This is a genomic window from Anabaena sp. UHCC 0187 (genome assembly GCF_009712035.1).
Lineage (GTDB): Bacteria > Cyanobacteriota > Cyanobacteriia > Cyanobacteriales > Nostocaceae > Dolichospermum.
In genome coordinates this window covers 389,275-414,836 of the sequence record NZ_VILB01000013.1, presented here as the reverse complement: position 1 = coordinate 414,836, position 25,562 = coordinate 389,275, and the positions used below count along the sequence as shown (strand labels likewise).

Here is a 25,562-nt window from a genome sequence, read left to right as displayed (position 1 = left end):
AATCGGGGTTTCCCCGCCCAATCGGGGTTTCCCCGTCCAATCGGGGTTTCCCCGCCCAAGATTTAGGGGGAAATTAGGAAATTATTTGGCAAACATTGCGTTAATAATATCGCAATACCGTTCCATGACAATGTGACGACGGATTTTGAGCGTTTGTGTCATCATGCCATTTTCAATTGAGAACTGTTCCTCAATGAGTTTAAATGGTCCAATACGATCATCGGCTCGATAGCTGGGACGGTTTTGAACTTCCCGATTTAACTCTTGACGAAATAAATCCTGGACTATTTTACTCTCTAAGTCAATTTTTTCACTATTATTTTGATTTTCTAACCATTTTGCTAAGGCTTCTAGGTTAGGAACAATTAAAGCGCCAATGCTACGTTGATCTTGTCCTACTAACATGATTTGGTCAATATAGGGCGATCGCAAACAAGCATCTTCTATGGGCTGGGGTTCAATGTTTTCGCCGTTGGTTAAAACAATCGTGTCTTTTGCTCTACCTGTTAATACTAGGTCATTTTCAGGAGTTACCCAACCTAAATCACCGCTATCAAACCAACCTTCTGCGTCTATGGCTTTGGTTGTGGCTTCGGGATTTTGATAATAGCCCTGCATAATTTGTGGCCCTTTGAGCAGAACTAAACCCCGTTCTCCCACTGGTAGGGGTTGACGAGTTTCCGGATTAACAATTTTAACTTCTGTACCCGGAATTGGTTGCCCTGAAGAACCCCGTAAATTTCGCCAAGGACGACGGGCATTAGTTACCGGTGAGGTTTCTGTTAAACCATAACCTTGTAAAATCTCAACGCCAACAATTTCAAAAAAGTTATCTATGTGTTTGGGAAGCGCCCCACCACCGCTAATTATGTGCTTGATTTTGCCGCCGGTGGCTTCTCGCACTTTGGCATAAACTAATTTTTCACCGAGTGCATGAAACGATAACAAACCTAATTCTACTATTTTGGCTTGGGAACGTTCAATAACTGAGGCATGAATGTGATCTAAACTCAATCCCTGAGAAATGCGCCGCGCTTCAATATATTTCTGGCTCATTTCCAATAGAAAATTCACCAAGCTTTGTTTTTTGGCTGGTTGTTCGCGGAATTGCTTTTGCACGCCCTCATAGATTGATTCCCAGAGTCTAGGGACAGCAATCATGTAATTGGGTTTAAATTTCTTTAAATCACCTTTAACAGAACGCAAGTTAGTGTAAATTTGGGTACAGCCTTGAGAAAGTAAGAAATATTCGCCACTGCGTTCATAACTATGCCATGTGGGTAAAATACTGAGGGCAATATCTCCTTTCTCCGGTTGGACGACTGTTCCCAAGTTTTTAACTTGGTGGAGTAAATTTTTGTGGGACAGCATCACACCCTTGGGTTTTCCCGTAGTCCCAGAGGTATAAATTAGCGTTGCTAATGTTTCACCACTGTTTTTGATCGCTACTAAGGTGTTATTGCTACCAATTTCTAGTAATTGGGAAAAGTTCACCACTTGAAATTTAAGTTCTGTGGGTGGTGTTTCATCTGAAAGTAAAACTACAAGCTTAATCGGTAATTCATTGAGGCTTTCTCCTAGTTTATTCAGAGTTTTGATATCCTCAACTACTAATGCCGTACTTCCACTATGGGAAATAATATAAAGTAATTCTTCTCGTTCTGCTTGGGCGCTACGGACTGCATTTACCGCTCCAGCACTCATGATACCTTGATCAGCAATGAACCAGCGAGGACTGTTATCAGCAATGAGGGAAACCCGTTCCCCATAGGGAAGAGTTTCGCTATTGTTCATATTGATGCCTAAAGTCTGTAAACCGGCCGCAAATCGTTGAATTTGTCCTGCAAGCTGACTATAGGTAATTTTTACCTCTGGCTTGGAATGGGGGTTATGCAGGGCAACCGTATTCCCAAATTGTCTGGCAGCCAAAGGCCAAATTTCTGGTAGTGACTCGACATTTTTGTAATCTACTAAACTCTCTAATGCTAGGCGTTCTCGCTCAGAAATGTTAGCCAAGAATGAAGTTGCGGTTTGGTTGCTTGTCATAAATACTACTTTAAAAGTAAATTACTAACCCTATCTAATATTTAGATTACATATTAATTGATAACAATTACCGAATTATCCTTGTTCCATCTACAAAAATCTATGCTAAACTGATTTTATATAAACTAAATACTATGGTTAAGCCTTCGTGCATTACCATATATTTAAGTGTTAACCAAACTGTTTTCATGTAATTTCATTTGGGGGTGATTCCCTATAGATTTGATGGATGTATTATTGCTCACCGTCATCAATGCTGGGGCTTGTTTAGCTTTGCCCAAGCTAATATCTATGGTTGTGGTTCGTAAACCTCAACAATCCCAACCATTTGCCCTTACTCCTAGTTGCAAATCCGCCAAAATGGAAATGACCAGTTTTCCCTATTGTACAGCTTACGCATTAACTGGTACTCAATCTTGTAAATTTAGTCCGCGTTTTTGTGATCAATGTTCTCCTAACTAAATAGAATATTAGCGAGTGATAGCAATCCTCAATTGTTTGTGAATATCTTTTTTCTCTGCGCCCTTCATGATTATAGGTAAAAATATCAATTTTCACAAATTAGACAGGATTGCTATTTATAGTCAGGAATAGAAAAGTTGAAATTAAAAGTATTTAATTTACTTATGTAATATCAAAGATATTCAAAAATTCCCAGTTAATCAAACATAGTGTTTATAGTGCAAAATAAAGATGTAGTTATCATCAATAGTTACAAAAAGGAGTTATTTATGACTTTAATTGATGGTCTATTCTTAACAATATTGAATGCGGCTGTATGTTTAGTTTTACCAAAGCTGCTATCTCTGGCTTTATCAGCAAAAAACTAAAAGTCAATATCATCTTTAATGGTTTTTTGTTTTTCTCTGCGCCATTTTGCCCTAACTAAACGAATTTCGTCGAAACTGTAGCTTTCACCTAAATTTTCCCGAATGGGTGTTAGGGAAATATCACCAACAATTTCTAAGACGTTCCAGATTTTTTTTTGGCGTTCTAAGGGGACTAATTTACTTAAGTCTAAAGATTGTTTTTTCTCAATTAAATTTGAGAGATGACTGATAATTGTGGCAGTTTTAACGTTGCGTTGTTTAGCGATGTTTTCAATACTCAAACCCTGGTTATATAACTCTAATGTTGTTAATTCTGTATCAGAAGGTGAGTGAGAATGAGGTGATGAATTAATTCGATGAATCGTCTTTTCTTGTAAACCTTGTTCTTGGCGGTATTTTTGAATTTCTGCTAAAAATCTTTCGCCATATTGGGATAATTTATGACTACCAACTCCGGAAAGATTACCAAATTCATCTAAGGTTTTTGGTTGGCTTTGTGCCATTAATTTGAGGGTAGAATCATGGAAGATGACGTAGGGTGGTACTGCTTGTTCGTCTGCGAGTTCTTTCCGAAGCGATCGCAATTTTTGCATTAGCACTTCTACATCTGCGGCTTTGACATTTCCCTCTTCCCAAGTAATTTTTTTGGCTATGGGAACAGCAATGGAAACTGGGCGTTGTTTTCGCATTACTTCCCAACTCAAAGCATTAAGTTTTAAAATTGAATAACCGTCTGCGGTTTGTTCTATTAACCCTTGATGTAAAAGCGATCTTCCTAACATTCGCCATTCATCTACTGTTTTATCTTTGCCAATTCCATAGGTAGAAAGTTGATCATGTTTATTAACAACAATTTTCTGATTTTTTGCCCCTCTTAATATATCAATAATATGTAACATTCCATATCTTTCTTTACACCTGGCCACACAAGATAAAAACTTCATGGCTTCAATTGTCCAATCTTGGACAGGTTTAGGATAAAGACAATTATCACAATTTCCACAATTTCCGGGAAATCTTTCCCCAAAATAACTTAATTGAATTGTGCGTCTACAATCTGTTCCTTCTGCATAATCAATTACCTGTCTTAGTTGCTGTTTAGCTATTAATTGTTCTTGGGGATCTGTTTTTTGATTAATACTCCATTCAATGGTTTTAATATCACCATAATTGAAAAAAAGTGTACATTTGGAAGGTTCATCATCTCTGCCGGCTCGTCCTGATTCTTGATAATAACTTTCTAAATTTCGCGGTAAATCAGAATGCACCACAAACCGGACATCAGGTTTATTAATGCCCATACCAAAGGCAACTGTGGCTACCATTACCCGCACATCATCCCGAATAAAGCGAGTTTGATTTTTTGATCTTTCTTCATCACTTAAACCAGCATGATATGGTAAAACGGAAACCTTATCATTTTGTAATTTTAAAGTTATTTCATCAACTTTTTTGCGGGTTAAACAATAGATAATTCCTGAACCTTCATTTTCTCTAACGATTTCTAATAATTCGGCGTAAGCGCGGTTACTTTTAGCCCGGACTTCATAATGAAGATTTTGGCGGTTAAAGCTAGCAATATGAATGCTGGGTTGTTTTAATCCTAATTGTTCAATAATATCAGCCCTGACTCTATCTGTGGCGGTAGCAGTCAGCGCAACTGTAGGCACATCAGGATAACGTTTTCGCAGTAATCTTAATTGCCGATATTCTGGGCGAAAATCATGCCCCCATTCTGAGACACAATGGGCTTCATCTATGGCAAAGGTAGAAATTCCGACTTTTTCTTTAACTACGTCTAAAAGGGGAAGAAATCGGTCACTCACGAGACGTTCTGGAGCGACATAAAGTAATTTTATTTTACCATTCATGATCGCTTCTTCACGGGAGCGAACTTTATAGGCGTTGAGGCTACTATTAAGAAATGTGGCAGAAATATTATTAGTTCGTAGTGCTTCTACTTGATCTTGCATTAAGGCTATCAACGGTGATACTACCACTGTTAAACCTGGTTTCAAAAGTGCCGGTAATTGAAAGCACAGAGATTTACCCCCACCTGTGGGCATGATTACCATTAAATCACGATTTGCTAACGCATCTTCGATAATTTGCCTTTGTCCAGGGCGAAATTGATCATAACCAAAATGATGTTTTAAGGCTTTTTCTAGGTGGGGGTACTGAAGCATGGTAGATGGCTGCTGCGTGTCTGAGTTGTGATGAAGATATTAGAATTTTAACGCACGTTGGGGAATTGGTAGAGGGATAGTAGTTATAATTATAGACACAAGATGGAGGGAAATTGTCTGAGAGGGTAGCGTGGTATAGTCATATCAGGATTTGAGGATGAACAGAATGAGGATAAGAGTTTTATCACCAATTACTAATTATAGGAAATAACTATGACGCAAGAATTAATGGAGTTAAGACAAACTATATTAGAAGGGCGTTATGATGATGCTTTGGCAATTGTTGATGATTTGGAGGATATAAGTAAACAGGGAACTTTGCGAAAAATAGAAGCTTTTTTAGTTAGGTTGGTTATTCATCTGATTAAAAATCAAATTGAACAGCGTTTAACTAATTCTTGGATTGCTTCAATTTCTGATTCTGTGATTCAAATTGCGAAATTGAATATTAAAGATAATCAAAAATCCTATTATATTAAATCTGATGAATGGGGTGAATATTTAGCAGAAGCAGTAGAAATGGCAATTCGTCCCGCTAGTGCGGAGATTTTTGGCGGAACGTTAAAACCAAGTCAAGTTTCTCAAAGATTACAAGAAAAAGAATTAATTGATTTTGCTCAAAATCTTTTGTTGTTAACTTATGAATATCAACCTAAAGAGTTAGCAAAGATGATTGATAATTATTTATCACAATTACCGGGAGGTGAAGATTGGTTTGAGTAATTTTGGTAAAACTAAGTTGTTTGAAAAGTTTTCGGCGACTAGAAGTCGCTACTACACAAACAAAGTCCGCGAAGGTGGACTAATTAAAAATTAAGGGTTTTGTATTTTGCTATTTAGTGAAAGAATTTAACCTGTAATGTATTCAGATTAACTTAAAAAAGTGAACAGGATAAACTCATGTTTATTAGTATTGACCAAATTAGAGAGTCTCTTAAATATTTGAACAATGTAAATTCTCTTTGGGGAATTATTTTTTTGAAATTTAAGCAATTACAATTACCAGTAGGTAATACTATCGAAATCTCTCTACATTTAGAAATTAAAGATTTTTTAGAAAGTTACTATAAACCCTGTAAGGAATCAGAATTTTATTATAGATGTTCTCATGTGTTGAGAAGACAAAGAAGATGGATGAAACTTAATAAATATGTAAAGTTTATTATTGAAGATTTTAGTAAAAATCTATTTATAGAAGCATTAATTCAAAAAATAGATGAAGATAGCTGGGGTTGGAAAGATAACTACATTGAAATTTTGAAATCTTGTTTATGTAATAATCATAATCAAGTAATTCCTATTTTCCATTTAGCCGTCTGGATATATCGTGAAAAAGAATGGTCATCTGAAACAACATCAGAAGATATTATTGAACATTTCAAAAATGATTTTTTGTTAAATGAGGAAGAAATTAATCAATTATTTGATATTTCCATCCCAGAAAATATCAATATCAACCAGATTTTTCAAGATCAAGTAGTGTCTTGGGAAGAATTAAAAACTGTTATTGGTAAACCTCCAGATATTTTACCTGAAGAAGGGGCTTTAACTTATTTAGAAATACAAGGTGTAGGATCTGCAAAAAAACTTTGTTTTGAACCAGCAGAACGACTGAGTTTAATCACAGGTGATAATGGATTTGGTAAAACTTTTTTACTAGAATGTGCTTGGTGGGCTTTAACTGGACAATGGGCAAATTTACCAGCATATCCAACGCAAACTGCAAGTGAAGATGAACCTGTAATTACATTTGAAATTTCTGGAGATTCTGAATCTGATACAGAGAGTATTTCCTATGATTGGCAGCTTCAAAGATGGAATGAAATTAAAAATCGCTCAACTATTCCAGGTCTTTTAATTTATGCCAGAGTAGATGGTTCTTTTGCCGTATGGGACACAGCAAAACAATATTTATCATCTTCATCTCGTATTAGAAATATTGAGAAAAAACCACTTCCTTTTGTGTTTACAAAAGATGAGTTATGGAATGGTCAAAAAGATGAAAATGGCAATACTTTTATTAATGGATTATTACAAGATTGGATTCAATGGCAAAGTAGACCAGATAAATATCCATTTGACACTTTAGAAAAAGTATTAGAACGTTTATCACCTCCCGAAGAAGGAGATTTAGGAATTTTGAAACCGGGAGAACCTGTCAGACTTCCTTATGATGCTAGAGAAATTCCCACTATAGAACATCCTTATGGAACTGTTCCCATTATTCATGCTTCCGCAGGGGTACAGAGGATAATTACAATGGCTTATTTGATAGTTTGGGCGTATGAAGAACATAAAATACAATCAAAACTTATCCGCATAGAACCACAGAAGAGAATGGTTATTTTAGTAGATGAATTAGAAGCACATCTTCACCCCCAATGGCAAAGGGCTATTTTACCTGCTTTGTTAGATGTGAGAGATGATTTAGCATCTGATTTACAAGTGCAAATTATGGTTGCTACTCATTCTCCTTTAGTTATGGCATCTGTAGAACCTAGATTTGATCAAAGAGTTGATAAGCTATTTAGTCTAGAACTGGTGAAAAGCGATTTATTAGGGAATGAAGTCCAAATTGAAGAACTTCCTTTTATTCGTCAAGGTGTGGTAGATTCTTGGTTAATGTCTGATGTTTTTAAATTGCGTCATGCGCGTTCTTTGGAAGCAGAAAAGGCTATAGAAGCAGCGAAAGTTTTACAATTATCAGATAATCCAAATTCAGAAGATGTGGCAAGAGTATCAAATGATTTGGCAAGGTATTTATCAGAAGATGATAGATTTTGGCCAAGGTGGGTTTATTTTGCAGAACAGCATGGAGTACATTTGTGATTCCTATTAAACCCCAACCTGAACCTGATGATTTTGATAAAAAAGTTAGAAAAGAAGGTAAAGATTTTTTAAGTAAAGTTCCTAATCCTAAAACAAAAGATTGGAAAAACCGTGATTATTGGCGGAGATCATTGCGTGATTTATATGATGCTTGTAATCATATTTGTGCATATTCAGCACAATGGATTCCTTATGACACAGGTAGCCCAGCAGTTGATCATTTTATTCCTAAAACGGTTAAACCTGAACTAGCCTATGAATGGGATAATTTCCGCCTTATTTGCTCAAAAATTAACACTAATAAAGGAATAAAAAAAGAGATTATAGATCCTTTTTTCTTACCGACTGATAGTTTTATTCTTGATTTTCCTTCTATGCTTATTAAACCTAATTCTAATCTTTTAGAACCACTAAAAGAAAGAGTAGTTTATACAATTAAAGAACTAAAACTTAATGAAGAAACGTGGAAATTGGGGCGTTCAGATAAGCTAATAGACTATTGTAACCAAGTGTATCCCTTCGACTATTTAAAAAGAAGATATCCCTTTATTGCTTATGAATTAGAACGTCAAGGGTTAGTAGATGTGGATAAGATAGCAAAAATTATGGGCGTGAGAATATAAACCAGCAAACAGAAAAGTGGAAAATGTTTTTAGAGACTTCCAAATAAAAAAAATACTCAACCACCTAACGCAAAAATCTCTCAAACTCTTATTCCTCTGTGTCCTCTGCGTCTCTGCGGTTCGTTAATCGGGATAATTTATTTCTTGGAAGTCCCTTAAGAAATCAAGAATGATGCCAAGCTTGATAAAATTCTGGATAGGGCATATTTTGGGCGCAATTCCAAATCAAATCATAGTCTTCACTATCTAATTTATAGCGACGTAAGGCTTGCACCACCAAAGATATATCTTTATTGCTAGTGACTATCTTTCCTAAGCTTTTAGCGGCTAGTTTATGAGTGTACTCATTCTGTGATTTATCCAGAAGTTGCACTAAAGCAGAAATGGCTTTTTCATTATTCATACCTATGTTTCCTAAGCTTTCTATCGCGTAGACAATAATTTCATCATTTTCTGATGTATCTATGAGTTGTAATAAGGCAGAAATGGCTTTTTCATTACCAGTATCTATATTACCTAAGCTTTCAGCTACTTGTATACGCATAGATTCATTTTCGGATGTATTTAGGAGTTGCAATAAAGCAGCGATGGCTTTTTCATCCCCTGTACCTATTTCTCCTAATCTATAAACTGCTTGACTAAGAGTGTCTTCGTCTTCTGATGTCGCTAAAAGTTGGATTAAATCAGATATCGCTTTTTCGTTGTCAGTTTCTATTTTTTCTGGTTTCTTAGTTGCTCGTAAAATAATCGCTTTTTCATGCTCATTATCTACTTTTCCCAATCTGTAACCTGCCAGCAAACGAGTATATTTATTTCTTGATGTATCTAGTAATTCTACTAAAGCATCTATAGCTGTTTCATTGTCAATACCTATTTTTCCAAGGCTTTCAGCCACTTGCCAACAAATTGATTCATTTTCTGATGTATTCAATAGTTGGACTAATGCGGAAATAGCCTGTTCATTTCCAGAGCCTATTTCTCCTAAACTAGCGATCGCTTGCTTACGGATATCATCATGCTCCGATGTGTTAATAATGTTCACTAAAGCAGATATGGCTTTTTCATCGCCAGACCCTAATTTTCCTAGGCTTTTCACCACTCGTCTACGGATGTCTTTGTCATCCGATGTATCTAAAAGTTGTATTAAAGCAGAAATAGCGGTTTCATTACCAGCGCCTATTTTCTCTAAGCTTGTAATTGCAATGAAAAGGGTAAAATTCTGTTGTAATGTATTTATTAGTTGCACTAAAGCATCCATAGCTTTTGTGCGTTCTGTTTCTTGCAATGCTATCGTGACTTGTTCTTCAATACTGTTAAAACGATAATAATCTAATTTCCAATTAACAAGTTGTTGGACTATTTTATCAGCTTTTTCACAGTCTTTAAATTTAGTAATTGCCGCAGCGGCTAAAAAATAGGATCGATAGCCATAAAAACCTTTACCTTCATATTGTACACAACCATCTTCAAAATTAACCAGAGCTTGAATAAATGCCTCTTTTTCCTCTTTGGGTACATTCTCGCGGCCAAACCACGACAATATTGTTTGTTTCCATTGGGGTTCAAAAATGCGGTATTGTTGAGTTTCTATAGGTTGATTTTTATGATTTTTGGGTAAGAAGAAATCCCAGTTATCAATCGCGGTTGTGGCAAAATCTCCCGGTTGCATAAATTTACTATAAATAAGTTGGACTAAAATTTATTTCGATACTTGTGATTGCTGGTTTGCAAAAAGTTTACTAGATTTCAGTATATCACGTAAATAAATAGTCATCTTAAATGTCACAATATAAATTGTTAACTTTTTTGAAACTCACAGCATGAAAGCAATTTGGAACGGTACAGTTTTAGCCGAAAGCGATAATACCGTAGTTGTCGAAGGAAATCATTATTTCCCCGCTGACGCTATTAACAAGCAATACTTTACAGACAGCAGCACTCACAGCACTTGTCCCTGGAAAGGAGTTGCTAGTTACTACAGTGTTGAAGTTAATGGACAAGTTAATAAAGATGCAGCTTGGTACTATCCTAGCACTAAGGAAAAAGCCAAAAATATAGAAGGTTATGTTGCTTTCTGGAAAGGCGTAAAAGTCGAAGCTTAGTGAACAAAAAGATTCCCGAATTATTAAAGAATTCGGGAATCTAAGTTCCAAAAATAGTCTTTCTAATCTTTAGCAATGACAATATCATTAGATTTAATCACAGCATAAGCTTCTGTTCCTTCAAACAATTCTAACTCTTCAGCGGAAACTCTAGTAATCATGGAAGTTAACTCAACTTTGTGAACAATTTCTAGAGTTACTTCGGTATTCACACTTCCTGTCGTTACTCGTTTCACAATTCCTTTGAGAACATTACGCGAACTTACTTTTAATGCTTTTTTCGGACTAACAATTTCAAATTCAGGTTTCTTAGTTTCGGCTTGTTCCTGTGGAGTTGACAATGATGAATATTTATTAAGTCCCCGGACTAATTCCCGCAGAATCTCGGTTTTAGTCCGTTGGGAGTTTTGACAAAACTCCTCTAAAATCTTGCGTTCTTCTTCAGATGTTTGAAACGTCACCCAACCCTGGTCTTTTCTTGGCATAAAATCACTAATTTATTGAGTAAGTATAATCCTGATACCATCCTAGCAAGAATCAATCTTTTTTTACCAGCTTATACAATTGAATAGAACATATTGAAGCGATTTATTTTGTAAACTTTTATATCGGGTGTGCAGTGACGTAGTATTTCCATCTCTTCCTGGGAATAGAGTAAGATGATTTATTGACAATAATTAATTTCCCAGGAAATTTACATGAATCGTCTTCTTTATGAAAGTTCTGTCTCATATAAAGGATATCTAATTATTCCTTTTGTTTTTGGTAAAGTTGATGATTATGAAATTTATTCATATAAGTTATTAGCGGAAGTTGGACATAAAAGCCGTTTTCACGCTTCAGAAAATCCAGCAACAATGTATGATAATAGTATTATCAGTATTCTTGATATTGCTAAAGAACATATTGATGTAAATATAGACTTTGTGAGTCAAGGTGATTTTTTTAAATCACGCTATATTTACCGTCATAATCTGATTATTGTTTATCAAAAAAATGCTAGATGTTATTACGACCATTATGCACCAGAATCATTAACTAATATTGCTGCCCCCAAATTATTTTCATCACCTTATGAATGTTTAAATTGGGTTCAGAAAGGTTTAGACGGAAGAAACAAAAGTTAATACCAGAGAATAATGACGGGTTTCGCTGTCGTTTTATTGCAGCTATACCCACCAAAATTTAGGTTAAATTGATTTTAAGCAAAGCTAGAAAAGTCTAAATTGGGAGGAATATCTTGTAGTCTTCCTGGTCCAATGGCTTGTAATCCTTCTTTGAGGATAATATCACCGGTATACAAGGCTTTACCAACTATCACACCTGTTACACCTTGGGGTTCTAAGGCTAATAAACTTAATAAGTCGGTGACAGAACTTACACCACCGGAAGCAATTACGGGTATGGAAATTGCCGCAGCAAGTTCTCGTAATGCGTCTAAATTGGGTCCTTCTAACGTCCCGTCACGGTTGATATCAGTGTAAATGATGGCTGCTGCACCTAATTCTTGCATTTGTGTCGCTAGTTGGGTGGCTAATACTGTTGATGTTTCTAACCAACCACGAGTTGCAACTAAGCCGTTGCGGGCATCTATACCAATAATAATCTTTGCGGGAAATTCTTGACAAAGTTCTTGGACTAGTTGGGGTTGTTCGACGGCAACAGTTCCAAGAATTGCCCAATCTACACCTAGGTTAAATAATTGTTGCACACTTGAGCGATCGCGTAATCCTCCGCCAACTTCAATGGGTATATCAAGATTATTTCTAATGGCTTCAATTGCTGCTAAATTAACTATTTTACCAGCTTTCGCACCGTCTAAATCAACTAAATGTAGTCTTGTTGCGCCTTGGTCTGCCCACATTTTCGCAACTTCCAGGGGGTTCTCGCTGAATACTTGGGATTGTGCGTAATCTCCTTTGTATAGTCGCACGCAGCGACCTTCTAGTAAATCAATTGCGGGTATTACTTCCATTTATTTTTTCCTGATAAACAATAATTTTTTTTCTCACGCGGAGGCGCAGAGGCACAGAGGAGAAGGACGGAGTTTAATTTTTGCTTTTTAATTCTTGTACTGCTTGGCGAAAACCTAGGACTAGTAAGATGTTGGCAAGGGTTAAAAAGACTTCTGCGCTGCCATGTAACCAGTCTACATTGGCTAGTTGTTCTCCGTACTGCATTTTGGCGTAAATGGCGGCGGGAATGGTGATGGCGACAAATACCAATGTACCGTAAAATCCATATAGGGCTAAACGTGGCATTTGTGGACTGCGGCTAATAAACCACAAGAAACCCAAGTAGGGAAACAGAGAAAGGGCAAAGAGGGTTTCTTTTGATATCATTGTTCTGATTTGATGGATTGTGCTTCAATGGTGCTTGCAGACTTGGTAGAACGCCAAATTACATAAGCTGCTGCCCAAAGGGTAAAGTTACCAACTAATGTCATGGTAGCTTGCAAGGTGACTAACCATTCTAATGATTCAGAATTGTCGAAATAATGCCAAGTGCAAGCACACATTGCACTGATTAAAGCTGGTAGCATAGCAAAGGATAATCCCCACCAACTCCGATTTTCTGTAAGTTCACCGTATATCCAAATTAGCCAAATCGCGGCTATCCACTCAATGACGCTAGAAATATGAATTATCCAGGTGGGAATTGAAAGGGCGTGCATAATTAATAGTCAGTTGTCAGTTGTCAGTTGTCAGTGGTAGATAACTAGTTTAAAAAAACTTGGTAATCCAAAATCGTTCGACTGAGCGAAGCCGAAGTCTAAAATCTAAAATCTAAAATTCAAAATGGGGAAAATGCGGGTTTTATTGTCTGGGTATTACGGTAAAGGTAATGGTGGTGATGAAGCTTTGTTAGCCACACTTCTGCAAATGTTACCACTTGATGTTACTCCTGTGGTGCTTTCTGGAAATCCTGAAGAAACTCATCGCCATTATGGTGTGGAATGTTACAACCGGATGGCGTTTTTACAGGTTATCAAGGCTTTGCGTTCTTGTGATGCTTTTGTTTGGGGTGGTGGTAGTTTAATTCAAGATGCTACCAGTCTGATTAGCCCTTTTTATTATGGCGGATTAATGGCTTTAGCTCAAGTTATGGGTTTGAAAACTGTGGCTTGGGGACAGGGTATCGGTCCTTTGCTGCATTCCCCAACTCGGTTTTTAGCAAAGGGGAATTTTGCAGGTTGTACTCAAGTGAGTGTGCGCGATCGCTCTAGTTCTCGGTTATTATCAGATTGGAGTATACCGCATATCCTTGCCCCTGACCCAGTTTGGGCGTTAGAATCGAAACCAGTCCCGGAATTAGTAGATTTACCAAAACCCAGAATTGCGGTGACTTTAAGAAATCATCCTCAATTAACAGAAAAGCGGTTAGAAATTTTAACTCAGGCTTTAGTTAATTTGCAGAAGGAAACCCAAGCTTTTATTTTATTATTGCCATTTCAAAAAAGTGAAGATATAGGAATTGCGGAAAAAATTCATACTCAATTAAAAGATGTGAGTAGAGTTATTTGTTCCGAAGATCCACAAGTTTTAAAAGGTGTGTTTCGTGGTGTGGAAATGTCCATAGGAATGCGCTTACATAGTTTAATTATGGCAGCAAGTGAAGGTTCTCGTTGTTTTGCATTGAGTTATGATCCAAAGGTCAACCGATTAATGGAAGATTTAGAAATACCTGGTTGGGATTTAAAAGATTTACCAGATGATGTAGATTTAATTAGTAAAACTTGGATTGATTATTATGATCATGGTGAATCTTTGTCACCTAATAAAATTCAATCTTTAGTCAATGAGGCTTTTTTACATCGGGATTTGTTAAAGGAAGCGTTAAAATGAAATTTCTTCTATAATTGTAGTTAAAGTTGATATCATCCTCAAGGAGATTCATCATGACAGCTATCACCGTCAATTTAAACCCCATTATCCAACTTACTGATAACCAATTTTATCAACTCTGTCGAGAAAATCCTGAAGTCAAATTTGAACGCAATGCAGACGGAAAATTATTGATAATATCACCTACAGGAGGAATAACAGGAAATAAAAACGCTGAAATTGCAACGGATTTTGCTATTTGGAATCGTCAAACTAAATTAGGAGCTTGTTTCGATTCTTCTACCTGTTTTAAACTTCCCAATGGTGCAAATCGTTCTCCTGATGTTGCTTGGATAAAAAAGGAGAGATGGGATAAACTTACACCAGCAGAACAAGAAAAGTTTTCACCAATTGCCCCAGATTTTGTTTTAGAATTAATGTCACCCAGTGATAGTTTGCAGGAAACACGAGCAAAAATGCAGGAGTATATCAATAATGAAGTTAAATTAGGTTGGTTAATTAATCGGAAAATGCGTCAAGTGGAAATTTATCGTCTTGGTAAACCAGTAGAAATATTAGAATTTCCTCAAGAATTATCAGGGGAAGATATTTTACCAGGATTTATTTTAAATATGGAAATTGTTTGGGGATAAATATTAGTATTATAATACTACTATTTATCAGAAACTATTGAGCCAAAAATCTCAACAACAAATTTTGTTTTTCCAAATCTGTATTTCTTTGAGACTGATTATTTCCAATTACGTTCCAAAAACAATTCCGTATTTTCTTAATATGTTGAGTCATTTTATCAATTCCTTTTAAAGTATGAATATTTTTAGGTAAACGTCCACAAAAAACAGATGGAACAACATCTAATAACCACCAATCAAAAAGTTCCCGTCTACCTTGTGATCCTGGAAAAATAGCATAACCCTGGAAGCAATCATCTAAAATATTTAATATGGCTTCTCTAGTTTTCACAGATTCTAGCACTTGCAGCATATTCTCAAAAACATCAACAGCTTCATCCAAAGCCTGATATTGTCCCAACTTCTTCTGATAATCTTGAAATGAAATGTTAAAATTTGGCTGATAATTATCTTGAGAATATATCAAATTCTGAAAAAGATACTGAAGTATATTACCAGTTATTGTCTCACGAGGTAAATAAGTTTTAATCGTTGGTTGCACAGCAATTCCCATAACTATAGCCATAAAAAAATAGCAATAACTTATATCTAAACTATTTTTTTCTTTTTCTATTGCATCAAATACTGTAATTAAAGAATCTTCTAAACCTATTCCCTGAATGTCTTTTTCTTCATATAATTCTGCATAAGAATATCCCTGAATTCTCTCTATGACTAAACGTAAAGAATCAGGAATTTCAGCAGATAAAATGAGAGGAGACTTTTCAACTTTATGCAATATAAATGTCATAGTTAATTGCTACTCAGAGGATAAGGATATGTCCAGGAAATATTTATTATCCATTCTTTTGATTATGAAATTCAACAAATTTAATATTGAATATAAATCTTGATCATGTATAATTCCTATAATTTTGTAAATCAGTTTCAGAAATTTGATCTGCTGGAACAAACTTGTAATGTTTTTCCTGTACAATTCTTACCTCACCTTCATATATTGTCAATTCAAACATAGCAATGAGAGCATTTTTCATGAACTGTGCTGATATAGAACGACAAATTAAATTGGGAAATTTTTCAAAACAGTAACTAATATCTTGTTTTGTTTGTACTATAGAAATTTGATCATTACCTGCTTTCGCTTGAACAGGTACTATAAATTGCATACCATTACTATTAACACTTACATAAACTTCATCTATTTCTATTTGTCCAATACCCTTAACATTAGTTCTCAGGTGATTTTGTAAGGAGTATGCTGTCACACTAAGAAATATATCTATTAGACGATTGTAACGGATTTTAGTTAAAAGAGCTTGTTCATCACCTGACATATATTGATTAATAATTTCAGGTGTAGCATCAGGTATTTTAATTGGTATTAAGTTTAGGTTAGGTATAATGCGATTAATTTTCACAAGTCTAAAACAATAATTACCCGTACCATTTAATTCAATAATCCACTCTAAACCTGTAGGAGCAGTATCTGTAATAACTTTAGGTAGTGGTTTTCTAAATCTAAAAGCATAAAGAATATCTCCTAAATTTTTTGCAGATTGAATACCCAACTCTTTAGCAATTTCTGGAAGTTCATTACGGTTAAATTCAAAATACTCTAATCCTGTTTGGTGATAGCGTTGAAAAATTCCAGTAATAACAGAGTTATATAAACCTTCTTTCGTCATGGTAATTCCTTGTTACTAAATAATTTGCTGTATTAGCTAAATACTAAAAATTTATTTTTTTCTAGTTCTTGGTTCTATAACATGAGGGTTCACTCCAAAATATTTTGCTGCTGCTGACATATCAAGTGTTAATAAACTAATATCCCCTAAATCTTTAATACCTTGAGGTATGGTTTTCGTCACTTTTGCACTATCAGAAGATTTGATATCTAAAACTTTAATAATTTCCTCTGCGACTGCTTGCGCTAAAAGCGGAGGAACAGAATTACCAATTTGTCGAAAACCATGCCATTTTGTCGGATGAAATCTAAACCAATCAGGATAGGAATGTAACCGCGCAGCTTCCCTCACAGTAATACATCTGGGGATAAAAGGATGTATGGGACGAGGAGAAGTAAATGCACCTTTATTACTAGGTGTTCCGGCTCTTAACGTATTGCATAAACCATCAGGATCAAGTTTATGAAAACGACTAATTGATTCAATTTTACCATGAGGTGTAGATGCAAATCTATCCATAGATTCTGGTGAATGTTTAGTTCTTAAACTTGATGTTAGTAAATTCAGATCATATTGACGTTTATAGGAATAGTTATTTTTTGCAGTTACAAGATTACGCAGTTTTTTAGCATAATCACTAGGTTTACCAAATTCGCTTAATATCCAATCTTGTTGATATAATTCTGGATAGTTTTCTATTTCTGGTAAATCTTGCAATGCGTCCCAAACTGTGGGAGATGTTTGATTAGGGAATGTAATTTTTTCTGGGTATTTCGGTAATTCGATATTTTCCCGCGCACCTAGTAAAAATAACCTTTCCCGATTTTGTGGTACTCCATAATTAGCTGCATTTAAAACCTGATAATTTGCATCAACTTGATAACCACTTTCGGAAAATTGACTGATGATTTCAGCAATAAATTCTTTGTGTTTCCCGACTGTCATTCCTTTGACATTTTCTAATACAAAAAACTTGGGTTGTAATTCTACAACCAATCTAATAAAATGGAAAACTAAAGAATTTCTCGGATCATCAAAAGAGCGTTTTCCCATTAATGAGAAACCTTGACAGGGTGGACCACCAAAAACCACATCAATTTCTTGATTAGCTATTTTAGAACTATTCCTAATTTCCTTCCCTGTTGTCTCTTCCACACTTTTACATAACACCGTCCAAAAGGGAAAGTTAAATTTATGAATTGCACAATGAATTGGATCTATTTCCACAGATGCAAGGACATCAAAACCAGCTTGTTCAAAGCCTAAAGTCATTCCTCCTGCACCTGCAAATAAATCAACTGCAATTGGTCGTTTTTTTGCCATTTTTACGAATATCTACTTTTTCATCTCTAATATTTCTTTTGCAGTGCGGTCACATACTCCTGATTCTCCCAAACAATGGCGCATTTCTTGGTAATCTGTTAAAGTTTGTTGTTTATGTTGAGAATTAATTAGTAATTCCATTGCTGCTTGGGTAATATTCTCGGCTGTAGCTTGTTCCTGTAAAAATTCTGGAACAATTTCCCGCATAACAACTAAATTGACTGGAGAAGCAAAGGGAATTGAACCTTTAAGAATATGACGCGCAATCCAAGCAGTAATGGGATGAAGACGATAAACTACAACTTGGGGGACATTTAATAATGCTAGTTCTAAATTCACAGTTCCCGATTTAGTAATAGCAAAATCAGCCGCAGCAAAAATTTCTCGTTGTTGACCTAATACTACTGTGGCATTTAAACCATATTCTTTAATTGCTGCTGTAATTGGTTCTCTAAATGTTTCCAAAGATAGAGGAATCCAGAAATGTACATTTGGTAATTTAGATTGAATATTTTGGGCAGCTTGAAAAATCACTGGTAATAGATATTTTAATTCTTGATGACGGGAAGCTGGTAAAAGCGCAATTGCTATTTCTTCGGCTTTAATTCCTAATTTCTCTCTGGCAATTTCTCGACTTGGTGCATTTGCCATTCTATCAATTAAAGGATGTCCCACCCAGCAAACATTTGCCCCATTTTGCTGATAATATCGCGCTTCTTCGGGGAAAATTGCTAATAGTTTATCTGTAAAACCAACAATCCGGTTGGTATTCTGAAAACTCATTGACCATACCCACTCTTGGGGAGCGATATAATAGGCTACAGGTACATCAGGTAAGTTTTCCCTCATGAATGTACCAATTCCCAGATTTGGCCCCATATAGTCAATTAGGACTACTAAATCAGGGGGATTTTTCTTTAAGTAGGCGATCGCTTGGCGTTGTACTCTTAAAGTAGGGATAACATAGGGCAAAGATTCAATCAAACCCATAGAACCAATACCGCTGGTATTTCCCAAAATTTTCGCCCCAGCTTCCGCCATTTTATCCCCACCCAAGGCGATAATTTCTAATGTCAAACCCGCAGCGACAGCTTGACGTTGCAGTGCTGCAATTAATAGCGAACCCTGTAAATCTCCAGAAACTTCGCCAGTGCTAATAAATATTCGCATTTTAAATTTTTTAGTTCCTTTCCTATTCCCTAAAGCAAATGAATGATGAATGTCTTGAAAATAAGAATTCAAATATTTGCGATTCACCATTCATTATTCATAAATTACGATTCATTGTGGACGGCTTGTTTGCCTTTTCCGGGAATTAAACCACGTCTTCCTGGCATTTGGGAAAGTAGCAAGAAACGGCGAAGATGTTTTAATTGTTCTGTATCTCCTAAATTTTCCAACTCTTGTAAAGCATCTTTGAACAAGAATTCAGAACGATAGAGAAGACGGAAAGCTTTTTTAATTAATTGGAAATCACTAGCAGCCATTTCCGAACGTTTTAATCCTACCAAATTGAGCGATCGCACTTTCGCAGGATTTCCTTCCACTAACATATAAGGGGGTACATCTCGATCAATGCGTGTCATTCCGCCCACCATAGACATAGTTCCTATGTGAACAAATTGATGTACACCTAAAACGCCACTGAGTCTAGCTCGTGACTCAATATGTACATGACCCGCCAATGCTACAGAGTTAGCAATAATAACAGAATCTTCAAGCACACAGTTATGACCTACGTGAACATAAGCCATTAATAAATTACCATTACCAATTACCGTTGCTTCACCTCTGCCAGTAGCGCGGTTAATCGTTACGTATTCACGGATAGAATTATTGTTACCAATTTTTACCCAAGTCGGTTCTCCCACGTACTTGAGATCCTGGGGTTGCATACCGATAGCTGCACCGGGGAAAATCTGATTTCCTGTGCCAATGTCACAAGGTCCCTCTAGGACAACGTGAGCGCCAATTACAGTGTCTGCACCAACTCTAACATTCGCTCCAATCACAGCATAAGCGCCGACTTGCACTGTTGAGTGGAGTTCCGCATTAGGATGGATGACAGCAGTTGGATGAATAAGTGTTTTCAAAGGTGAATCTCCAAAACTAAGTGCTAGTTGCTAATTTATTCAATTAAGAAACGTGTCGGGCAAAGTCAGTTATGTGTGAGGGCGAAAATCTAAAATCCTGTTATGGTATAATAACTTTTAACTAATCAAAGAAAACATTAGTTCTCCTTCAGCAGCTAATTGTCCATCAACTTCTGCTCGTCCTTTCATTTTCCCGAAACGACGCTGCTTCACCCACAACAGTTCCACCGTCATTACCAGTTGATCTCCGGGAACAATTTGCCGACGGAAACGGACTTTATCAATGCCAGCGAATACAAATAGTCCTCCCTGGGAGTCGGGCATTTGCGTCATGACAATGCCCCCAACCTGTGCCATTGCTTCAATAATTAGCACACCTGGCATCAGCGATCGCCCTGGAAAATGCCCTTGAAATTGGGGTTCATTAAAGGTAACATTTTTTATACCTACGGCTTTTTTGCCAGGTACATAGTCAATAATTCGATCTACCAGTAAAAATGGATAACGATGGGGTAAGAGTTCCTGAATTTCCTCAATACTAAAGGTAGTTTTAATTGTCTGTGTGTTGACATTATCTTCACTCGATGTATTCACTTCCTGAGAATTAGGTTCGGTAATAGTGGACATTAGCGGTAAGTTCTTTGAATGATTAAACACTGGATAGGTAAATTTGGGAATTTTAGAGCAGTTCTAAAATTTTCCGTGCTAGTTGAATGTGTAAATTATGACTAGCTTTGTACGCCAAAAAATGAGCTATCGGAAAAGTTCCCAGTAAACTCAAATCTCCGACTAGATCCAAGATTTTATGACGGACTGGCTCATTTAGAAATCTTAATGGCGGATTTAGCCAACCTTCCACCCCACAAACTAGGGCATTATCCAAACTACCACCTTTAATTAATCCCGACTTTTGCAGATGTTCGATTTGATGCTGTAAACCAAAAGTCCGCGCGGGGGCAATTTCTGAAGCAAAGTCAGCAGAAGAGTTTTCTAAACTTGTCATTAATAACCAACTATGCCATTGATTACCAATGGCCGCCAAATTAAAATCTATCCCATAGCTAAATCGGGTTTCCGGTGCAGGTAGGGCGCAAACAAACGCATCACATTCATAAATCCAGATCGGTTCGGTAATAATTAGAGGTGTGGTTGAATTATTAGCTATTTGGGGGACTAAACCGACTTCAGCAATCCTTTCACACCAAATATGAGCCGAACCATCTAAAAGCGGTACTTCCGGGCCATCAATTTCAATTCTGGCATTATCCACCCCCATAGCCGCCAAAGCTGCCAATAAATGCTCTACAGTGCGAACGCAGGTTTCACCCTTACCCAATTGAGTAGAAAGCATAGTCTGACTGACAGCCGCAACTTGAGCAGGAATAATCGGTGAATTCGGTAAATCTACCCGCACAAAAAAGCGGTTACTTCCCGCTGGTGCAGGTAATATTCGCACCTGAGTATTAACACCACTATGCAACCCCACACCAGCCTGAGTAATTTCCCCAGCTAAAGTATGTTGTTGCATAGATTAACAATCCAGATATTGTGGTTAGTATTGCTCATATCCCGTTTTAAGTAGAAACCCTGGTTAATCTTGTCTGGAAATTAAAGTCCTTAGCCACTGACAACTGACAACTGACCACTGACCACTGACAACTGACCAATTTAGAATCTTTCCCCAATCCCAAAATTGATGCGACTATCACCTTCATCAGTGACACCGTAATCTATGCGAATTGGTCCTAGGGGAGATTGTACCCGGACACCTAAACCATAGCCATAGCCATTACCCTTTTTATTTAACAATTGTGCAGCTTGGGTACTTGTTCCCAGGTCACTACCATAATCAAAAAATAGTGCGCCACTGACAACAGAAAACACAGGGAAGCGATATTCCACCGCAGCTTGGACATAACTGCTACCAGTGCCTAGTCTACCTTCGTCATAACCCCGAACTGAGTTACTACCACCCAGGGTAAAAGCCTCATAGGGAGGTAAATCGCCAAAGATTGTCCCACCTTGGATGTTAAATGCTAAAGTTTCTGGTTTTTTGCTAAAACTAGTGAATTTAACAGGCAGATAGTGACTATAGTTACCCCGTAACCTAGTCATAAAAATACTACCTTCACCTATAGGTACAGATTGATCAACTCCAAAGCTGAGATAAGAACCTTTTGTCGGTTGCAGGGAGTTATTACGGAGATCCCTTTGTGCGCCCACCTTGAATAGTAATAAATCATCTTCCCCTGAAGGCGAAAGAGTTAGAGGAATCTTATCACTGATGATATTTCCATTGTCATCAAATATTGCCCCTTCTTTTCGCAGATTGCCATCAGCATCACGACCAGAAACCCGTTGATACTGTAGTCCAGCGGAAGCCAGCCATTCTGAATTTTTGTAGGGATTAGGGGAAAGGGGACGGGTAAATGTCACACCACCACCTAACCGGGTAATCCGAGGGCTAACCTGTACAGATGTATTCGTAAGATTATTAGGATCAAAGGTATCAATATTTTGATCTTTACCTTCAAAAATCAAAGAAATAGAACGACGACGGAAAATATTTGCTGTATATGAAGTGCGGTAAGGATCACCAGCAATCCAAGGATCAGTAAAGCGGAGGTCAAATAGTAGTTCTCGTTCTCCTAGCTGTACCTCTGTCCCCAATTTTTGGTTTCTTCCCCCCAGGTTTTGCTGTTGATAGCTGACAGTTCCGAATAAACCACTGGCAGAACTAATCCCCGCACCTGCGGCAATAGAACCGCTACTACGCTCCGCCACATTCATCACTACATTGACTTTACTAGCATCAGTACCAGGGTCAAGGGAAACATTCACATCTTCAAATAACCCTAGTCCAAAAACCCTTTGTAAGTCTTTTTGGACAGTGTTCCGGTTAAATACCTGCCCAGGTTTTAACTCTACTTCCCTAGTAATGATGTAATCTTTTGTCCGACCGCGAATTGGTTCTCCCTTATCGTTGACCTCTTCTCCTTCTTTGTCGCGGAATCTAACTTTAACGGTTTCTACCACCCCTTCTGCTACTTGTAGGGTGACAACTCCATTTTCTGCAACTTTGGGCGCTCCAATTAGGTTGGCCAGCACATAACCTTGGTCTTGATAACGCTTGGTTAATTGCTTGATTGACTCGTTTAATTCCCGCAAGTTGAGAATTTTGCCATACTGACTACCAAATATTTCGTTTGTAGTCTGAGCCGGAAGTACAGACGCTACACCTGTACCCGGATTGGCTTCTAATTCTACTTTGGTCAGAATAGGGTTGGGGGCAACAACAAAACTCACCCGGACACCCAGGGGCGTATCTTCGGGAAAGGCTTGGACGTTGGAGAAAAACCCAGTCCCAAAAATCGCATTAATATCTTCTTGGAGTTGGGAACGGGTTGTTGTCTGTCCCGCTTGGGTCCGAATTACTTTATAAACTTCGGTTTCTAGTTCGGGGGTAACTTGTCCTGTCTCTGATTTAACAACTACCTCTGACACCAATACACGAGATTCCGTTGTTTCTGGATTGGGAACTGGTGTCGGCGTTGCTGTTGGGGTATTGATATTTTCTTGGCTAGATTCAGCCGCAGGAGGTTGATTTGACTCGGTCTGGGGAACTTGTGCTGTAATCGGCAATATTTTCGGTTTGGGCATAACTACAGCCACCGGATCTACAGATGTTAGTGCTGCTGTTGGGGTATGGATATTTTCTTGATGGGATTCAGCCTCAGGAGGCTGGGTAGGGGTTGCTTCTGAAGTTTCTGCTGTGGTGGGAACTACTGTAGATTCTGGTACAACCACCGCCGTTTTATCTATGGATTCGGATTTCCTCTTTAATACTTTAATCAGCGGAGAAAATTTGTCAGCTTCTTGCTCTAGAATTATTGCAACCGGTTGGGGATGAAATGCTTGATTTTCAATCTTGCCACTTTTAACAGAACTCTGTTTTTCTACCTGGTTTGTCTGGGTTGTGACAACTTCTGTTATCTGTGGGGCAAGAGGTACAGCTTCTTGGGCATTTACTCTTACAGAACTGGCTATTGGGACTGTAATGGCTACCATTGCCATTAATCCGGGTGTTAAACTTGTTTTAATCATAGTTTTCTTCACTACCACACACCATTAATTATTAGTCGTTAGTCACTGGAAAATTTACTTACCCAACTTTCTTAGTCTTCTACTACTTTTAATACTCTCTGTAAAACCTCCTGGTAGGCATTCTCTACGTTTCCTAAGTCACGACGGAAACGGTCTTTATCCATAATCCTGCGGTTAGGATCGGTTTCGGCTATGTCCCATAACCGACAGGTATCAGGACTAATTTCGTCTGCTAACAGTATTTGCTGTTGTGAGTCCACACCAAATTCAAGTTTAAAGTCTACTAGGGTAATGTGGCATTTTTCCCAAAACTCTTGCAGAAATTCGTTGATTTGCAATGCAAGATGGGTAATTTGCTTAACTTGTTCCATTGTCGCTAATTCTAGGAGCAATAAGCGATCAAGTGTCAGTAGAGGATCACCTAATTGATCGTTTTTATAATAAAACTCTACTAAAGGCTGTGACAAAATAGTACCTAGTGTTAACCCAGTTTGCTGGCACAGGCTACCAGCCGCAATATTTCTCACCACTACTTCTAAGGGGATGATTTTTACCGCTTTCACCCGCATTAGATGGGGGGCTGGACTATCAATGAAATGAGTTTGAATCCCCTGTATTGCCAATTGTTGAAACAGTTGGCTAGAAATACTACAGTTAATTGTCCCTTTATTCTGAATGCTGCCACGTTTTTGAGCATTAAAGGCTGTAGCATCATCTTTAAAATCAGCCAACAAAATTTCTGGATCTTCGGTTGCGTAGAGAATTTTCGCTTTGCCTTCGTAGAGTTTAGAATTAACAGACATGATAGTAGATACTGTTTACGGTAATGGATGGTAATGATTCAGTCAGTTTTACCATTTTATCTTTAGTTATTAGTCATTGGTGAACTGAATCATCACAAGAATATTTCCATAAATATTATGTATAAATATTGGGTTTAATTTATGATACTGATTTCAAAGTATACTATAAAAGAAACTTTTCCAAAGTATTGCAAAAAGGAATATACTAATCTATCTTAAGGAATATATTAATAACTTGTTGAATTTAATACAATCTTTTGTTAGTAAATGAGGGAAGAATAAAAAGTGACTGACTGCTCTGAAGCTTCGCATAAGGCTAATGCAACGCTACACCATCAGCAGGATAATAATCTTATCCCTCCCGTTCTGAAAAAGTGGAGGAATTATTAATACAGAATTACCAATCTATCTTCTGATAACCAAGAGCGGAAATAAGGAGCAGTGTATGGCTTCCGTCACGC

At 37.1% G+C, this 25,562-nt stretch carries 24 protein-coding genes; 8 read left to right on the top strand and 16 right to left on the bottom strand.

Annotated elements, in window-relative coordinates; all coding sequences use genetic code 11:
* Window positions 1-81: 81 nt before the first annotated feature.
* Window positions 82-2,046 (bottom strand): long-chain fatty acid--CoA ligase, encoded by a 1,965-nt coding sequence (locus FJR11_RS14810; RefSeq protein ID WP_168504965.1) that lies wholly within the window; start codon window positions 2,044-2,046, stop codon window positions 82-84.
* A 225-nt stretch (window positions 2,047-2,271) separates the two neighbouring features.
* On the opposite strand from FJR11_RS14810, the gene FJR11_RS14805 reads away from it, so the two are divergent.
* Window positions 2,272-2,508, top strand: a complete 237-nt coding sequence (locus FJR11_RS14805) for a hypothetical protein (protein WP_168504963.1) — start codon at window positions 2,272-2,274, stop codon at window positions 2,506-2,508.
* Window positions 2,509-2,872: 364 nt separating this feature from the next.
* On the opposite strand, the gene recQ is transcribed toward FJR11_RS14805, so the two are convergent.
* On the bottom strand, window positions 2,873-5,062 hold the full coding sequence (recQ, locus tag FJR11_RS14800) for a DNA helicase RecQ (RefSeq protein WP_168504961.1): 2,190 nt from the start codon (window positions 5,060-5,062) through the stop codon (window positions 2,873-2,875).
* 213 nt (window positions 5,063-5,275) lie between these two features.
* Between recQ and FJR11_RS14795 the strand changes: the two genes are divergently transcribed.
* From FJR11_RS14795 to FJR11_RS14785, 3 genes are all read left to right on the top strand, one after another.
* Complete coding sequence (locus FJR11_RS14795; RefSeq protein WP_168504959.1) at window positions 5,276-5,785, top strand: DUF29 family protein; 510 nt, start codon at window positions 5,276-5,278, stop codon at window positions 5,783-5,785.
* 255 nt (window positions 5,786-6,040) lie between these two features.
* A complete protein-coding gene (locus FJR11_RS14790; protein WP_217358233.1) occupies window positions 6,041-7,891 on the top strand; it encodes an AAA family ATPase in 1,851 nt (616 codons plus the stop codon).
* Window positions 7,888-8,514 carry a hypothetical protein gene (locus FJR11_RS14785; protein ID WP_168504955.1) on the top strand — a complete coding sequence of 209 codons (627 nt, stop codon included), beginning with the start codon at window positions 7,888-7,890 and terminating at the stop codon, window positions 8,512-8,514. The genes FJR11_RS14790 and FJR11_RS14785 overlap by 4 nt, the downstream gene beginning before the upstream one ends.
* A gap of 163 nt (window positions 8,515-8,677) precedes the next feature.
* Here FJR11_RS14785 and FJR11_RS14780 read toward each other — a convergent pair whose 3' ends face one another.
* Window positions 8,678-10,183 carry a HEAT repeat domain-containing protein gene (locus FJR11_RS14780; protein WP_168504953.1) on the bottom strand — a complete coding sequence of 502 codons (1,506 nt, stop codon included), beginning with the start codon at window positions 10,181-10,183 and terminating at the stop codon, window positions 8,678-8,680.
* Window positions 10,184-10,334: 151 nt separating this feature from the next.
* On the opposite strand from FJR11_RS14780, the gene FJR11_RS14775 reads away from it, so the two are divergent.
* The gene (locus FJR11_RS14775; protein WP_168504951.1) at window positions 10,335-10,616 is read left to right on the top strand and encodes a DUF427 domain-containing protein; all 282 of its coding nucleotides are present in this window, start codon (window positions 10,335-10,337) and stop codon (window positions 10,614-10,616) included.
* Between the two features lie 62 nt (window positions 10,617-10,678).
* Here FJR11_RS14775 and FJR11_RS14770 read toward each other — a convergent pair whose 3' ends face one another.
* Window positions 10,679-11,101, bottom strand: a complete 423-nt coding sequence (locus FJR11_RS14770) for a molybdopterin-binding protein (RefSeq protein ID WP_168504949.1) — start codon at window positions 11,099-11,101, stop codon at window positions 10,679-10,681.
* A 213-nt stretch (window positions 11,102-11,314) separates the two neighbouring features.
* On the opposite strand from FJR11_RS14770, the gene FJR11_RS14765 reads away from it, so the two are divergent.
* Window positions 11,315-11,743: a hypothetical protein gene (locus FJR11_RS14765; RefSeq protein WP_168504947.1), complete on the top strand. Its 429-nt coding sequence runs from the start codon at window positions 11,315-11,317 to the stop codon at window positions 11,741-11,743.
* Between the two features lie 74 nt (window positions 11,744-11,817).
* On the opposite strand, the gene hisA is transcribed toward FJR11_RS14765, so the two are convergent.
* The 3 genes from hisA to FJR11_RS14750 all read right to left on the bottom strand — a co-directional run bounded on the left by hisA (window position 11,818) and on the right by FJR11_RS14750 (window position 13,290).
* Window positions 11,818-12,591 (bottom strand): 1-(5-phosphoribosyl)-5-[(5-phosphoribosylamino)methylideneamino]imidazole-4-carboxamide isomerase, encoded by a 774-nt coding sequence (gene hisA, locus FJR11_RS14760; protein ID WP_168504945.1) that lies wholly within the window; start codon window positions 12,589-12,591, stop codon window positions 11,818-11,820.
* 73 nt (window positions 12,592-12,664) lie between these two features.
* A complete protein-coding gene (locus FJR11_RS14755; protein WP_168504943.1) occupies window positions 12,665-12,958 on the bottom strand; it encodes a DUF3593 domain-containing protein in 294 nt (97 codons plus the stop codon).
* Window positions 12,955-13,290 carry a DUF2499 domain-containing protein gene (locus FJR11_RS14750; protein ID WP_168504941.1) on the bottom strand — a complete coding sequence of 112 codons (336 nt, stop codon included), beginning with the start codon at window positions 13,288-13,290 and terminating at the stop codon, window positions 12,955-12,957. Before FJR11_RS14750 ends, FJR11_RS14755 begins: the two co-directional genes overlap by 4 nt.
* A gap of 124 nt (window positions 13,291-13,414) precedes the next feature.
* On the opposite strand from FJR11_RS14750, the gene csaB reads away from it, so the two are divergent.
* Together csaB and FJR11_RS14740 are read left to right on the top strand one after the other, a co-directional pair.
* On the top strand, window positions 13,415-14,461 hold the full coding sequence (csaB, locus tag FJR11_RS14745; protein WP_168504939.1) for a polysaccharide pyruvyl transferase CsaB: 1,047 nt from the start codon (window positions 13,415-13,417) through the stop codon (window positions 14,459-14,461).
* A 53-nt stretch (window positions 14,462-14,514) separates the two neighbouring features.
* Complete coding sequence (locus tag FJR11_RS14740) at window positions 14,515-15,093, top strand: Uma2 family endonuclease (RefSeq protein ID WP_168504937.1); 579 nt, start codon at window positions 14,515-14,517, stop codon at window positions 15,091-15,093.
* A gap of 34 nt (window positions 15,094-15,127) precedes the next feature.
* Here FJR11_RS14740 and FJR11_RS14735 read toward each other — a convergent pair whose 3' ends face one another.
* From FJR11_RS14735 to purC, 9 genes are all read right to left on the bottom strand, one after another.
* Window positions 15,128-15,883 (bottom strand): hypothetical protein, encoded by a 756-nt coding sequence (locus FJR11_RS14735; RefSeq protein WP_168504935.1) that lies wholly within the window; start codon window positions 15,881-15,883, stop codon window positions 15,128-15,130.
* A 103-nt stretch (window positions 15,884-15,986) separates the two neighbouring features.
* Window positions 15,987-16,778 carry an endonuclease gene (locus tag FJR11_RS14730; protein ID WP_168504933.1) on the bottom strand — a complete coding sequence of 264 codons (792 nt, stop codon included), beginning with the start codon at window positions 16,776-16,778 and terminating at the stop codon, window positions 15,987-15,989.
* A 51-nt stretch (window positions 16,779-16,829) separates the two neighbouring features.
* Window positions 16,830-18,101 (bottom strand): DNA cytosine methyltransferase, encoded by a 1,272-nt coding sequence (locus FJR11_RS14725; protein ID WP_168504930.1) that lies wholly within the window; start codon window positions 18,099-18,101, stop codon window positions 16,830-16,832.
* A gap of 12 nt (window positions 18,102-18,113) precedes the next feature.
* Window positions 18,114-19,271 (bottom strand): lipid-A-disaccharide synthase, encoded by a 1,158-nt coding sequence (gene lpxB, locus FJR11_RS14720; RefSeq protein ID WP_168504928.1) that lies wholly within the window; start codon window positions 19,269-19,271, stop codon window positions 18,114-18,116.
* 104 nt (window positions 19,272-19,375) lie between these two features.
* Window positions 19,376-20,194, bottom strand: coding sequence for an acyl-ACP--UDP-N-acetylglucosamine O-acyltransferase (lpxA, locus tag FJR11_RS14715; protein WP_168504926.1), 819 nt, complete (start codon window positions 20,192-20,194; stop codon window positions 19,376-19,378).
* Window positions 20,195-20,311: 117 nt separating this feature from the next.
* Window positions 20,312-20,821 carry a 3-hydroxyacyl-ACP dehydratase FabZ gene (fabZ, locus tag FJR11_RS14710; protein WP_168504924.1) on the bottom strand — a complete coding sequence of 170 codons (510 nt, stop codon included), beginning with the start codon at window positions 20,819-20,821 and terminating at the stop codon, window positions 20,312-20,314.
* 52 nt (window positions 20,822-20,873) lie between these two features.
* Window positions 20,874-21,722, bottom strand: a complete 849-nt coding sequence (gene lpxC, locus FJR11_RS14705) for a UDP-3-O-acyl-N-acetylglucosamine deacetylase (RefSeq protein WP_168504922.1) — start codon at window positions 21,720-21,722, stop codon at window positions 20,874-20,876.
* A 140-nt stretch (window positions 21,723-21,862) separates the two neighbouring features.
* Window positions 21,863-24,298, bottom strand: coding sequence for a BamA/TamA family outer membrane protein (locus FJR11_RS14700; RefSeq protein WP_168504920.1), 2,436 nt, complete (start codon window positions 24,296-24,298; stop codon window positions 21,863-21,865).
* Window positions 24,299-24,369: 71 nt separating this feature from the next.
* Complete coding sequence (purC, locus tag FJR11_RS14695) at window positions 24,370-25,101, bottom strand: phosphoribosylaminoimidazolesuccinocarboxamide synthase (RefSeq protein WP_168504918.1); 732 nt, start codon at window positions 25,099-25,101, stop codon at window positions 24,370-24,372.
* Between the last annotated feature and the right edge of the window lie 461 nt (window positions 25,102-25,562).